Origin of the sequence: Acinetobacter sp. Ac_3412 (genome assembly GCF_013072675.1) — a bacterium.
In the GTDB taxonomy this organism is placed as follows: domain Bacteria; phylum Pseudomonadota; class Gammaproteobacteria; order Pseudomonadales; family Moraxellaceae; genus Acinetobacter; species Acinetobacter higginsii.
Genome location: NZ_LXUJ01000011.1, coordinates 1 through 13,027, shown reverse-complemented (window position 1 = coordinate 13,027; position 13,027 = coordinate 1). Strand labels below are relative to the sequence as shown.

At 42.9% G+C, this 13,027-nt stretch carries 13 protein-coding genes; 3 read left to right on the top strand and 10 right to left on the bottom strand.

Translation table 11 applies throughout. The features are described from left to right. Positions 1-2 precede the first annotated feature (2 nt). The 3 genes from A7P54_RS12825 to ilvD all read right to left on the bottom strand — a co-directional run bounded on the left by A7P54_RS12825 (position 3) and on the right by ilvD (position 4,077). On the bottom strand, positions 3-734 hold the full coding sequence (locus A7P54_RS12825) for a sulfite exporter TauE/SafE family protein (protein WP_354667340.1): 732 nt from the start codon (positions 732-734) through the stop codon (positions 3-5). Positions 735-814: 80 nt separating this feature from the next. Further along, a complete protein-coding gene (locus A7P54_RS12820; protein WP_171549821.1) occupies positions 815-2,104 on the bottom strand; it encodes a hypothetical protein in 1,290 nt (429 codons plus the stop codon). Positions 2,105-2,247: 143 nt separating this feature from the next. Continuing rightward, a complete protein-coding gene (gene ilvD / locus A7P54_RS12815) occupies positions 2,248-4,077 on the bottom strand; it encodes a dihydroxy-acid dehydratase (RefSeq protein ID WP_171549820.1) in 1,830 nt (609 codons plus the stop codon). A gap of 209 nt (positions 4,078-4,286) precedes the next feature. Here ilvD and fmt point away from each other — a divergent pair, with 209 nt between their 5' ends. Both fmt and rsmB read left to right on the top strand, forming a co-directional pair. Continuing rightward, a complete protein-coding gene (gene fmt / locus A7P54_RS12810) occupies positions 4,287-5,249 on the top strand; it encodes a methionyl-tRNA formyltransferase (protein ID WP_171549819.1) in 963 nt (320 codons plus the stop codon). Continuing rightward, a complete protein-coding gene (gene rsmB / locus A7P54_RS12805; RefSeq protein WP_171549818.1) occupies positions 5,246-6,553 on the top strand; it encodes a 16S rRNA (cytosine(967)-C(5))-methyltransferase RsmB in 1,308 nt (435 codons plus the stop codon). Before fmt ends, rsmB begins: the two co-directional genes overlap by 4 nt. A 42-nt stretch (positions 6,554-6,595) precedes the next feature. Here the strand turns inward: rsmB and A7P54_RS12800 are convergent, their stop codons facing one another. From A7P54_RS12800 to A7P54_RS12790, 3 genes are all read right to left on the bottom strand, one after another. Then, positions 6,596-6,739, bottom strand: coding sequence for a methionine/alanine import family NSS transporter small subunit (locus tag A7P54_RS12800; protein WP_005201738.1), 144 nt, complete (start codon positions 6,737-6,739; stop codon positions 6,596-6,598). 10 nt (positions 6,740-6,749) lie between these two features. After that, positions 6,750-8,228 carry a sodium-dependent transporter gene (locus A7P54_RS12795; protein ID WP_005201740.1) on the bottom strand — a complete coding sequence of 493 codons (1,479 nt, stop codon included), beginning with the start codon at positions 8,226-8,228 and terminating at the stop codon, positions 6,750-6,752. A 377-nt stretch (positions 8,229-8,605) separates the two neighbouring features. Then, positions 8,606-10,048, bottom strand: a complete 1,443-nt coding sequence (locus A7P54_RS12790; RefSeq protein ID WP_171549817.1) for an aldehyde dehydrogenase family protein — start codon at positions 10,046-10,048, stop codon at positions 8,606-8,608. Between the two features lie 132 nt (positions 10,049-10,180). On the opposite strand from A7P54_RS12790, the gene A7P54_RS12785 reads away from it, so the two are divergent. Next, the gene (locus tag A7P54_RS12785; RefSeq protein WP_004803376.1) at positions 10,181-10,876 is read left to right on the top strand and encodes a TIGR04219 family outer membrane beta-barrel protein; all 696 of its coding nucleotides are present in this window, start codon (positions 10,181-10,183) and stop codon (positions 10,874-10,876) included. A 289-nt stretch (positions 10,877-11,165) separates the two neighbouring features. Here the strand turns inward: A7P54_RS12785 and A7P54_RS12780 are convergent, their stop codons facing one another. From A7P54_RS12780 to A7P54_RS12765, 4 genes are read right to left on the bottom strand one after another with little or no spacing between them, the layout of a single operon-like run. Beyond that, on the bottom strand, positions 11,166-11,477 hold the full coding sequence (locus A7P54_RS12780; protein ID WP_005201748.1) for an ankyrin repeat domain-containing protein: 312 nt from the start codon (positions 11,475-11,477) through the stop codon (positions 11,166-11,168). A gap of 10 nt (positions 11,478-11,487) precedes the next feature. Further along, positions 11,488-11,988, bottom strand: a complete 501-nt coding sequence (locus A7P54_RS12775) for a GNAT family N-acetyltransferase (protein ID WP_033134192.1) — start codon at positions 11,986-11,988, stop codon at positions 11,488-11,490. A 51-nt stretch (positions 11,989-12,039) separates the two neighbouring features. After that, positions 12,040-12,441, bottom strand: a complete 402-nt coding sequence (locus tag A7P54_RS12770) for a cytidine deaminase (protein WP_004656887.1) — start codon at positions 12,439-12,441, stop codon at positions 12,040-12,042. 34 nt (positions 12,442-12,475) lie between these two features. Then, positions 12,476-12,940: a GNAT family N-acetyltransferase gene (locus A7P54_RS12765; RefSeq protein ID WP_005201751.1), complete on the bottom strand. Its 465-nt coding sequence runs from the start codon at positions 12,938-12,940 to the stop codon at positions 12,476-12,478. Positions 12,941-13,027: the final 87 nt, after the last annotated feature.

Sequence of the window (13,027 nt, the reverse complement as noted above, 5' to 3'; positions counted from 1 at the left end):
AATTAATGCGATAGCATATACGCACCTAATGCGACCAACCCCATAAAAAATAGGCGGCGGAAGCGCTGCTCATTCAATTGATAGCGGATTTTTTTACCCAACCACATACCCATTAAAGCCGCAATCAAAGCTACGATGGATAGGCGATAATCCAGAGCGATGCCTGCCATCGGGTTATGCTGTAAAAATACGGCGAGGCAAATGGTGGACACGGTAAAGGTTAAGCCCAAAGCCTGAACCAGCTCATCCCGTTTTAAATGCAAAGACTGTAAATAAGGCACTACGGGAATAATCACTACACCTGTTGCTACGGTCACCGCCCCACCGATATAACCGACCACAGGTGAGAGCCAACGCTCATATTTGCCCAAGTGAGGCAAATTCTTAACGCATAAACCATAAAGCCCGTACAGTATCAGCATCGTACCCAATAGAATTTCACTGCTTTGGCCATGGCTTTGGCTTAAAGTGGGTAAAAAACTCCAGACTGATCCAACCACAATTCCAAGCAACAAAGACCAGAAGCGGCGCACAAAGGTCCAAACCCGACCCTCAGCAAACAGTTGCCAGATATTGGTGATCATGGACGGAACAATCAGCAGTGAAGCAGCCTGAAATGGACTCATGGCAATCGTGAGCAGTCCCATGGAGACCGCAGGTAAACCTAAGCCGATCATGCCTTTAATCATGCCCGCAAAGACAAATACCATCACAATAATTGCTAAAAAAGTCACGCCCGAATCTCCGATCTTGCATCGGAGTTATGCTACGAAAAAAGCCAAGTTTGCCCTATTCTTATTTTTGGGAGCGGGCCTCAGGCAGAGCTTGAGGCGGTTCTATATTTATCTTCCAACACATTGCTGATAATGCTTTCAATCATCCAGACCCGATACAGACTATTAAAAACATAGCTCTGTCCATCTATACGTAATTCCAGTACAGGAAAATCTGGCTGATGCTTTTGCTGACACAGTTCATCATTCTGTTTCAGTAATGCCTCCACATCTTGCTCAGTGATTTGTCCAATCTCTAAACGCTTTTGCATGCGCTGAAAATGGGCCTTAAACGACAAGTCTTTACCACGCGTCCATACCCCTTCAAAAATCTGATGGATACAATCCACCTGCTGTTCTTCAGGCACACTATAAAACAGTCGTGCCATTTCATACGTCGCTTCCTTGGTTGGACGGCAGAATGGGGTAAATGCCACTTGGGTGCGCTTGGAAACACGAGTCGCCAAGCTCCAGTCAAACCAGTCTCGCCCGTGATAACTCAAGGGATAAACCTTCAACTGGATATTATAATAATTGGCCAGTTCTTCTTTGATATAGGCCAATAATAACCAGCTCATTGGATCTTCAAGCGCGATATATAAATCTAGCTCGGGATGCATGGCCTGCACTTCATTGAGCGCCTCACCATCATTAATCAAATGCTCGCGCCATTCGATATGATTGATCAGAAAAATAGGATTTCCCGTCAGCAATTTTTGCTGTTTTAGACGGCGGGTTAAACGCAATAAATCATCGACCGCTTGATATTTCCGCTCACCAAATTCGAAATAGCTGGCGGCAACGGGCACATCTTTAAAAATGCATTCAGGATAATCTTGAGGGCTTTGGTGCCGACTGGCCATGGCATACAGGGTACGTAATTTGCCGTATTGTTGTTGCCACAGCATATGGAACACATCTTCCAGTAAATGTAAGAAGTTCTGTTCACGTAAGGGGGTGTTTCGAAGAATGGTTTCAGCTTGTTGTAATGCTTCTGCGCTGGGGATTTCTGGGGTGTCATCAAAGCCAAAACGATGTTGCTTGGCAAGAATCTTGGCATCATTTAAACAGTAACTGAGCCATTCCTGCATGGACATGCCATTCGGAGGCTCTGCGTCCTGCCTTGAAATAATCACTTTTAGAGGTTTCAACTCATCACTCAGGATTTCATTGAGCTGATCCAGTTGTTGTACCGCAAGATAGCTATAAACATCGTCTAGACGCAGGTAAATGCTTAAACCCTGTTCCGTGGGTAACACCGCCTGACGTGAAGGTTTCTGATAGAACCAACTCGATCGGAGGGGATCAAACCAACGACGTAACAAAGACATGTCGATAGCCTCTAATGGTCATAAAGTGAAATAGGAATCGATATACTCAAACTTGGGTTGGAACAAGTGAGTCAATAAGTCTGTTCAGTATCTTATAAAATAACAAAAAAGTCCCCCTTAATTGAAAGAGGGACTAAACGGGATTACAAAACTCGTACTGCGCCTTTGGCTGCGCTGGTCGAATGCATTGCGTAAATCTTCAATGACTTAGACACTTTACGTTTACGTTCTTCTGCTGGATGCCAACCTTTGGCTTCTTGCACGGTACGGCGATGCGCCATGGTTGCATCGTCGATATCAAGATGAATGGTACGATTCGGGATATCGATTTGAATGGTATCACCATCTTCAACCAGACCAATGGCACCACCTTCTGCTGCTTCAGGAGACACGTGACCAATCGACAAACCAGATGATCCGCCCGAGAAACGACCATCGGTAATCAAGGCACAGTCTTTACCTAAACCTTTCGACTTCAAGTAACTGGTTGGATACAACATTTCCTGCATCCCTGGTCCACCACGTGGTCCTTCGTAACGAATCACTACGATATCGCCCGCAACGATTTTATGATCCAAAATCGCTTCAACCGCTGCATCTTGGCTTTCAAAAACGCGTGCTGTACCGGTAAATTTAAGAATCGACTCATCCACACCCGCTGTTTTTACGATACAGCCATCTAGAGCGATGTTGCCGTAAAGAACGGCTAAACCACCATCTTGAGAGAACGCATGTTCAGCATTACGAATTACGCCTTTCTCACGGTCGCCATCTAAAGTTGAATAATAACGGTTTTGCGAGAATGCCACTTGCGTTGGAATACCACCCGGAGACGAACGATAGAATTCATAAACGTCCGCATCTTCAGTACGGATAATATCCCACTTGTCTAATGCATCTTTCAGCGTAGGCTCATGCACAGTTGGGCAAGAGGTATTCAGTAAATTCGCACGATCCAGTTCGCCCAAGATCGCCATGATGCCACCGGCACGGTGCACATCTTCCATATGTACGTCTTGTTTTGCAGGTGCAACTTTTGACAATACCGGTACTTGACGAGACAGTCGGTCGATATCATCCATTGTGAAATCAACTTCTGCTTCATGTGCAGCCGCAAGCAAATGCAATACGGTATTGGTTGAACCACCCATTGCGATATCCAAGGTCATGGCATTTTCAAATGCGGCTTTGGTTGCGATTGAGCGTGGCAAAATGCTGTCATCATTCTGTTCATAATAACGTTTCGCCAGTTCAACCACTAAACGACCTGCTCTTAAGAACAATTTTTCACGGTTGGCATGCGTCGCAACGATCGAACCATTACCCGGTAGAGACAAACCTAAAGCTTCGGTTAAGCAGTTCATTGAGTTAGCCGTGAACATCCCTGAACATGAACCACACGTCGGACATGCCGAGCGTTCAAATGCCGCAACTTCTTCATCGGTATAGCTTTCGTCTGCTGCAACCACCATGGCATCAACCAGGTCAATCGCCTTTTCATCACCGCGGAATTTGACTTTACCCGCTTCCATTGGACCACCAGACACGAACACCACTGGGATGTTCAAGCGCATCGCAGCCATCAGCATTCCCGGTGTGATCTTGTCACAGTTCGAGATACACACCATGGCATCGGCACAATGGGCATTGACCATGTATTCCACAGAATCGGCAATCAAATCACGTGATGGCAGTGAATACAGCATCCCGTCATGGCCCATGGCAATGCCGTCATCGACAGCAATGGTATTAAATTCTTTTGCCACACCACCAGAAGCTTCAATTTCTCTCGCAACAAGTTGACCTAAATCTTTAAGATGCACGTGACCGGGAACAAACTGGGTAAATGAGTTGACCACCGCAATAATTGGCTTGCCAAAATCTTCATCTTTCATACCAGTCGCACGCCATAAACCACGCGCGCCCGCCATATTTCTTCCATGTGTTGATGTTTTCGAACGATAATCAGGCATTTTGTATTCCCAACAAGTGTGTGCTCGAGAAAAATAAGACTTTCTCTCTGGCGAAATGATACTGAGCTCTTTGCATCATACTACAAGTTATCGTTTAACAGATGACCAACAGGCCTATCTTTTTTGCACAAAAGCAATTCAGTCCGTGAATTAGGGGCTCGTGGCTTTTTCGCTTATAATTTGAGATAAGTTTTATTTGGATTCCATTTGTGAAAATCATTTTTGCTGGTACGCCTGAATTTGCGGCAACCGCATTGGCGGCATTATTAAAAACATCCCACCAGATCATTGCGGTTTATACCCAACCTGACCGTAAATCAGGACGCGGGCAAAAATTAACACCTTCTCCTGTTAAACAATTAGCACTTGAGCACGGTTTAGCTGTTTATCAACCTTTGAATTTTAAAGCGTCTACAGAAGAAGGCTTAGCAGCCCGACAAGAGCTTGCTGCACTTGGCGCAGATGTGATGGTGGTCGCAGCCTACGGTTTGATTTTACCGCAAGCGGTTTTGGATACCCCGAAATACGGTTGTTTAAATATTCATGGTTCATTGCTACCCCGCTGGCGTGGTGCTGCCCCGATTCAACGTGCCATTGCCACAGGGGATACTGAAACAGGGATTACCATCATGCAAATGGCAGCTGGCTTAGATACTGGCGATATGATGTATAAAACCTATTGCCCAATTACTGCGGAAGATACCACCGCCAGCTTGCATGACAAATTGGCTGTTCAAGGTGCTGAAGCGATTTGTACCGTGCTTGAATCAGAACAAAGCTTGCAGGATTTTATTGAAAAACGTGAAGTGCAAGATGAGGCACTGACAGTCTATGCGCATAAGTTAGTCAAAGCAGAAGCGCGTATTGACTGGAAGCAAAGCGCAGTGCAAATCGACCGTAATATCCGTGCCTTCAATCCTTGGCCAGTCGCTTTTATTCAGCTCGATGAAAACAATGCCTTACGTGTTTGGGGTTCTACACTTTCGCAGCTCAGCAAAGCCGATGCACAAGTCGGTGAAATCCTTGCGATCGATAAACAAGGCGTGCATGTTGCCTGTGGCGACAATAGCGCAGTGTGCTTAACCAGTTTGCAATGGCCAGGTGCTAAAGCCCTCAATCCAGTTCAAATTGCCCAAACTCAAAAATTACATCTTGGACAAATTCTCCCATGAACCAATCGAATCAATCATCTGCAAAAAATTTGAATCTGCGTGCGCAGGTGATCAAAACACTTTTGGCGGTTCAAAATGGGCAATCTTTGTCTTCTGTTTTGAATCAACATATCAATATCGTTTCTGAACGTGACCGTGGTTTATATCACGAGCTTACTTTAGGTTGTTTACGCCAATGGTATTCGTTAAAAGCCATTACCTTACCCTTGCTCACAAAACCATTAGACAATGAAGCACTAGAAAGTTGTTTATATCTGGGTTTATATCAAATTTTATGTACGCGTATTCCAGTACATGCTGCGATTTCAGAAACTGTAAATGCGGCTAAGCAACTCGGTTTCGAGCCAATGAGTGGTTTGGTCAATGCGATTCTGCGTCGTGTTTCACGTGAAACAGATGAGTTTCAAACCGCGTTGAATAATACCCATGGTTTACCAAGCTGGTTATTCAAACGACTCAAAAAAGATTGGCCTGAGCAAGTAGAGCCGCTATGCCAAGCCTTAAAACAAGTCGCGCCACTGACCCTGCGTATTAATGAACGCCAAGTCAGTCGCGACGAATATCTAGAAATTTTGGACGAAGAACAGATTGACGCTCGTCCTTGCACGCTTTCAGATGTGGGTATTGTTCTGGAACAAACGGGCAATATTACCCATTTACCCGGTTTCGAAGAAGGCGGTTTTTCTGTTCAAGATGAACATGCACAATTGTGTGCGACGCTTTTACCAAACTTAGATGACCAAGTTGTTGTCGATGCCTGTGCTGCACCGGGGGGTAAAACTGCGCATATTCTTGAGCGCTTTAACCCTAAAAAATTGATTGCGCTTGATCATGATGCCAAACGTTTACTGCGTGTTTCTGAAAATTTAGAACGTCTTGCTCTAGATCAGAACATTGTTGAGATTATTACCGCTGATGCAACGACTTGGCAGGCACCAGAACCCGTCGATTGTATCGTGCTGGATGCGCCTTGTTCTGCAACCGGTGTGATTCGTCGCCACCCCGATATTCGTCTGCTTAGACAGTCGACCGATATCGCGCAAACCGTTGCGTTACAACAACAGATTTTGCAGCAGATGTGGCAACAGCTTAAAGTCGACGGCACTTTGCTATATATCACTTGCTCGATTCTAAAAGCTGAAAATGAGCAGCAAATGGCGGCATTCTTTGCAGAGCATGCGGATGCAGAAGAAATTAAAATCGAAGCCGATTGGGGCCTTGAACAGACCCATGGTCGTCAGCTGTTCCCTTCTGCACATGCTGGTGATGGTTTCTATTATTGCCTGATTAAAAAATTGGCATAATAAAAAAAGCAGGCTTTAGGCCTGCTTTTTTTAAATCTATTTTTAAAGCGTATGCTGATCTTTGACTTCTTCCAGAACCTCATCGAGTTCTTCTGGGTTTTTGGATAAGTGCAGAATAGACAATGCTAAACCACCCCATAAAAACACCATTGAAATCACCATCATTACGATTGCTGAAGTATTCATATTTGTTCTCCTAGCGATCTTTGATTCGGCTGAGTACAATTGCAACGACAGCACAGAAAATCACGCTGCCCCATCCAAAAATGCCTTGTAAGCTCATGCTATAACTATCGTAACCGTTTTTCACCAAGTTAAATACGGTCATGCTTAAGGTGGTTAATAAAATCAACGATGTGATCACCGTTAAAGTGAAATCCCAACCTTTGCCCAATTGAATCGTCGAAATACGATTCACATGATCACGTAGTTCACGCAAGGCAGAACGTTTAAACCAAGCAATACTAATGATCGAGATCAATGCACCACCAATAATACCGATGTTATTGATGAAGTGATCGACGATATCCACCAGTTTAATCGCATTTACACTTGAGAATAAGATCACTGAAACAAGTGCACTACCACCACCAATAATGGTTACAGCTTTGGTACGGCCCCATTTCAACTTGTCCTGCATTGCCGCGATTGGCACTTCCAAAATACTGACCATGGAAGAGATACCCGCAACAAATAGCGAAGAGAAGAATAAGAAACCAAATAAATCTGCACCCGCCCCTAAACTTGAAATGATTTTAGGGAATGCGATGAATGCTAGACCAATACCACCACTCACAACATCGTGTACTTCTTTACCTGCCGCATGTGCCATAAAGCCCAATGCCGCAAAAATACCAATACCCGCCAAAATCTCTGTTGATGCATTGGCAAAACCAACGATCAAGCCTGAACCAGTTAAGTTAGTTTTAGGTTTTAAGTAAGAGGCATAGGTCACCATGATCCCGAAGCCAACAGACAACGAGAAGAAAGTATGACCATAGGCAGCTAACCAAACTTTATAATTCATCATCGCTGACCAGTTCGGAGTAAAGAATGCATTTAAGCCTTCTACCGCACCAGGTAAACGTAATGACTGAATCACAAGAACCGTAAACAAGACGAATAACAACGGCATGAAAATCTTATTCGATAATTCAACACCCTTCTTCACACCGCCATACAAAATGATTAAAGTCAGTGCCCAAATACCAACGATTGGCCAGAACAAATGACTCACAAATTGTAGATCGAAGCCAGTTGCTTTCGAGGTCTGCAAATACGTATTGAAGAAGAAGCTTTCTGGGTCACTGCCCCACGCCTGACCAATTGAGAAGTAGACATAACTACCTGCCCAAGTCAGTACGCTGGCATAGTACAAACCAATGATGATACAGACACAGACTTGCCACCAACCGAGTGTCTCACCGCCTTTAAATAGCGCACGATATGCTTTTGGTGGTGAATTACGCGCACGATGACCTGTTGCATAATCCAAGAATAAAAGAGGTAAACCAGCGGTAATCAACGCCAGTAAATAAGGGATAAGAAACGCCCCGCCGCCATTTTCATAAGCAACATAAGGGAAACGCCAAATGTTACCTAAACCTACAGCTGAACCAACAGCTGCAATAATAAAACCAGATCGTGATGTCCAGTTTTCACGAGAATCTGCCATAAAACACCTAAGTTGTCCTGCTGGCTATTCCATGCTGTGTTAGGTTTTTATTATCCAACAGACATGAAAAGTGCCATAAAAAATCTTGTTTTGCTTGCATGAAATTTCAACCTTGTGGGTCTCCGTTTACATGGACAAACAAAGCAAAAACCAAACCATCTTCCTTAAAGATTGGGCTTTGTTTTTCTGCTTTTAATAGCCGAACAATACCTGTTTTTATTTCTTTTTACTGTAAATTCTGAAAGAAAAAGTCATCTTTTTTAAACAACTGATTATTTTTCAACAGACTGTAATTTTGACCTTGCAGTCAACTTATAAAAATCAAGTACATAAAACAATCAAGCGAAGCTAAAACTCCGCTTGGGCCACAATCTTTTTTATTGTTTGATGGCTAATAACCTTTCCTCTTGCATATCCCGAATTGCAGAATGAATCCCTTCCCGACCAAGGCCAGAATCCTTCACGCCGCCATAAGGCATATTATCGACACGGAAAGTTGGGACATCGTTAATAATCACACCTCCGACATGTAAATGATCCCATGCATACAGCATCTTATTCAGATTCTGCGTATATACACCCGCCTGTAAACCAAAACGACTTTGATTAATGGTGGCAATACCCTGCTCAAAATCCTTAAATTTTTCGAGGATCGCCACAGGACCAAAGGCTTCATCTTTATAGATTTCCAGCTTGGCATCTACATTTTCCAGCAAAGCAGGTTCAAACAACATGCCTTGTAAACTTCCTCCTGTGAGTATTTTTGCTCCTTTTTTCTCGGCTTTATCCAGCCATTTTTTTAGGCGAACAGCCTCAGCTTCCTTAATCATTGGCCCAACCAATGTCGTTGCTAAACCAGGATCATCCACTTTGATTTTTTTCAATTTTGCGACCAGTTTCTTTTTCACTTCTGCATAAATATCAGCATGAACTAAAATCCGCTGCACACTGATACAGACCTGCCCCGCATGCCCGTAAGCGGCACTAATCAAACGATCTATAAGTGCCTCATCAATCACGGTATCTGCATCGATCAGAACCGCAGCATTACCGCCTAGTTCTAAGGTGACTTTCTTGCGACCTGCACGTGCTTTCATATCCCAACCGACTTGATCTGAACCTGTAAAGCTGAGTAATTTAAAGCGATCATCGGTCACCAAAATATCTGCTGCTTGACGGTCACACGGCAAGATCGACCATGAACCTTTCGGTAGATCTGTTTCAGCTAATACCTTGGCGATCATTAATGCACTGATTGGAGTCAAACTGGCAGGTTTTAAAACAAAAGGACAGCCTGCTGCAATCGCAGGCGCAATCTTATGTGCCACCAGATTCAGAGGGAAATTAAACGGACTGATTAAGGAAATCGCACCAATTGGCACATGTTTAACCATACCTCGAAAACGGGCTGCTGCAGGTGTCACCGCCAAGGGCAACATGCGGCCATCGTCCAGCTGCGTCACTGCATCTGCTGCCAATTGGAAGGTATTAATCAGACGTTCAACTTCTGCACTTGCTGCACCTCGCGGCTTGCCCCCTTCGGCAATCAGGATTTCAGTCAATTCTTCACGCAGTTCATTAAAGCGCTTTACACAATGCAATAAGATCTGTTGTTTTTGAAAGGGCTTTAATGCTGCCATTTCCTGTTCTGCTTTTACTGAAGCAGAAATGGCTTTTTCAAGTACTTTGGCATCGGCCAGAGCAACACGAGCATAGACGGTATTTCGATACTTATCATGTACTTCAAGCCATTGCCCCGTGCTTACCGCTTTTCCCGCGACATACAGTGGATAATCCCGCACGCTTGTTGTATCTGTCATTATTCTTGATCCCGTTATAAAAATTTAAAATTAGACTACTGCATATTTTCCAAGATCACTATATGATTCGCCCATTCGCTGATGAATTCACAACAATTCATTACGGTTTTTGATACTGATTAGGACAATGCAATGAAAATATTAAAAATATCAATGCTTGCTTTAGGGACAAGCTTTTGTGGTCTGGCGCAAGCGGATATGATTGGTGTAAAAGGCGATCTTAGCTATTGGAATTACAATGGTGAAGCCAATATGGCTGCGCAAACTTCTGCACCAGATCAAGACCTTGATCGTAAAGGTTCTGCACAAGTCTCGCTTGCATTTGAACACCCGATTCCACTGATTCCAAATGCAAAAATTCGCTATGTAAATTTAAAATCACAAACTGAAAATGAAGTTGCAGGTCAGCCTGTTTATGATCTGAATATCGATCATACCGACTTCATTTTGTATTATGAAATCTTAGACACCATCGTAAATGCAGATGTTGGTCTAGGTGCCACTAACCTGAACGGTGATGTAAAAACACTAGGCCTAAGCAAAACTGATATCGATAAAACGGTTCCTGTCATTTATGGATCAGCTGGGGTAAAACTACCTTTCACAGGCTTAAGCGCTAAAGCTGAATTGCTATATAGCAACTTTAACGACGCTAAAATCACCGATGCCCAAGCCGAACTACAATACAACTTTATTGATAATCTCTTGGTCGATGTTGGCTTAAAAGCAGGCTATCGTATCCTCGATGTCAAACTAGATGATTACGAAAAAAATGACCTTAAATTTAACTTTAAAGGTCCTTATATCGGCTTAGATATCCATTTCTAAATCGTAATAAAGTGAGAAACGGAATCTTTAGATTCCGTTTTTTATATCCAATCACTAAGCTCTCCTCCTTAATGTAAGCCAAAACCTACAACAATCGCAGTGATTGGCGAATACCCCAATACAAACTCTTCGCCTATCATATAAATCATAGAGAGACAGGAAGTCTCATTGAGAATAATAAAACGCACAGGACGTGGTCGTTAATAGGATATCAACGACATAAACTGAATATGAAGAAGCCCCGTCAGGATGATGGGGCTTCTTTTTATCTATCATGTTTATAGGTGATTTAAAGACTTTTAAGATACGCAACCACTTCGCTATGCTCTGCCATTTCAGCAAGCTGTAGGGCCGTATATTCGCTTTTATACGCCACATTTGCACCCTTACTCACGAGTAGCTTCACCACCGCCAAATAATCGTTCTCTGCAGCAGCCTGTAATGCACTATAACCGTCATCATCGGTTTGGTTTGGATCTATCCCCTCGGCCAATAGTTGCTCTACTTGTTCCAAATCACCAAGGGATGCCCAATACACCAGCTCAGGAAGATGTAATTCTGCATCATCTTCAGGCAGTGGTGAAAAAGAGTTGAGTTTCATTTAGTTCCTCTCATTTAAAAGTTAGCAGTTTCTCCATAACAATGACGGGAGCAACATATTCACTGAGTTCTTTACGATAAAGTTCTACAAAACCTTCCTTTGACCAAAATGCAAATGCAGGTTCATTTGATTGAACCACTGCAATTCTCAACCGATCACATCCCCAAGTATTCGCAAGACCCGAAATAAAATGGACTGCTTGCGGGCCATAGCCTAAACATTGATGAGACTCTATAAATAATAGCAGTCCAATAAATACTATTGATGACTCGGGATAACCTCGCAGAAGATCAATACAACCAATTATCTGTTCTTTATGATAAATCGCGTAAAAAAACTTTGCAGTAAATGGATGTCCACTCGGTACAGCTTTTAGATCGTTTCGAGCAGCATTTTTCTCTGCACTATATCCTTGAATAAGTTTAAAATAATTTGGACTAGCCTCAAATACAGCTTGAATACTGGCTATATCAGTTTCACTATCAGAGCAGAGAAGACGATAACTCAGCATATACTTACTATCCTAATTCTTTAAATACGGACAACTTTTGCTTATACCGCATCAAAGCTGTACTCCATTCACCATCGACCAATGGTAGGGCATCAATTCTCTTAAGGATTTAAATAATAATTTGTTCTCAGCTGTACTCACTGCCACTAGAACATCTCCTCCCCAATAGGAAAGACGCTCTTGGCAGATTCCACAAGGTGTTAAAATTAGAATATTTGAATGTTCCGACGCTCTACATATACAGAGGGAATGTGTAATTTTTTCATTGATTTTATGTGCCTCCAAGCATGCCCCGACTTCCATACAAAGTGATAAAGCATCATTTCGTGTTTCAGGCGCAACACTAATCAAAATTTTGCCACTCTCAGTGGCGAGTGCAGCAACACCACCCCAGCCTTTAGGATAACGGCTCTCCATAAAAACTTTCGCAGCTTGAAATAACTTTTGTTCCATCGTATCTCCAAACAAAGTCATAACTTCGCAATTCTTATTGTTGATATCTCATAATAGTTGCTTCTACCGTATGGTGATTGGCTTGATGTAGCACTTTAAAACCATGTCTTTGGTATAGTGAAATATTATGACTTTCACATTGTAAATACAGCATGGTTACGCCTAATTCTCTGGCTTTTTCTTGTGCCATCGTAATCATTTGGCTGGCAACACCTTGCCCTCGCCATAAAGGATCAACAAAAATCCCACCGATCCAATGCTCATATTCTGGATAGTTTTTATTCTCTCGTAGCTTCAGTTCTAAGGCACCGATCAATTCATTTTCATGATGAGCTACGATTGCTAAAGGAATAACATCACGATTAGCTGATTTTTCCAGCACCTTTTGATGCATCATTTCTTCGGTAATCTGTAAAGAGAGATAAGCCCATTCGTTATAGTACCACTTTGCAATTTTTCCAATCGCTTCTGGGTGATCTACGAGCAAAGAAATTTTCATTATATTGTTAATTTTGAGAGTGATTTAACCGATTTTAGCCGATTTCTTCTACTTATTTCCTTCACGCAATAAAAAACACCCCAACCT

Coding starts and splice junctions, on each gene's coding strand:
- A7P54_RS12820 (WP_171549821.1), bottom strand. CDS start 2,104: ATGTCTTTGTTACGTCGTTGGTTTGATCCCCTCCGATCGAGTTGGTTC.
- ilvD (WP_171549820.1), bottom strand. CDS start 4,077: ATGCCTGATTATCGTTCGAAAACATCAACACATGGAAGAAATATGGCG.
- rsmB (WP_171549818.1), top strand. CDS start 5,246: ATGAACCAATCGAATCAATCATCTGCAAAAAATTTGAATCTGCGTGCG.
- A7P54_RS12800 (WP_005201738.1), bottom strand. CDS start 6,739: ATGAATACTTCAGCAATCGTAATGATGGTGATTTCAATGGTGTTTTTA.
- A7P54_RS12795 (WP_005201740.1), bottom strand. CDS start 8,228: ATGGCAGATTCTCGTGAAAACTGGACATCACGATCTGGTTTTATTATT.
- A7P54_RS12790 (WP_171549817.1), bottom strand. CDS start 10,048: ATGACAGATACAACAAGCGTGCGGGATTATCCACTGTATGTCGCGGGA.
- A7P54_RS12785 (WP_004803376.1), top strand. CDS start 10,181: ATGAAAATATTAAAAATATCAATGCTTGCTTTAGGGACAAGCTTTTGT.
- A7P54_RS12780 (WP_005201748.1), bottom strand. CDS start 11,477: ATGAAACTCAACTCTTTTTCACCACTGCCTGAAGATGATGCAGAATTA.
- A7P54_RS12775 (WP_033134192.1), bottom strand. CDS start 11,988: ATGCTGAGTTATCGTCTTCTCTGCTCTGATAGTGAAACTGATATAGCC.
- A7P54_RS12770 (WP_004656887.1), bottom strand. CDS start 12,441: ATGGAACAAAAGTTATTTCAAGCTGCGAAAGTTTTTATGGAGAGCCGT.
- A7P54_RS12765 (WP_005201751.1), bottom strand. CDS start 12,940: ATGAAAATTTCTTTGCTCGTAGATCACCCAGAAGCGATTGGAAAAATT.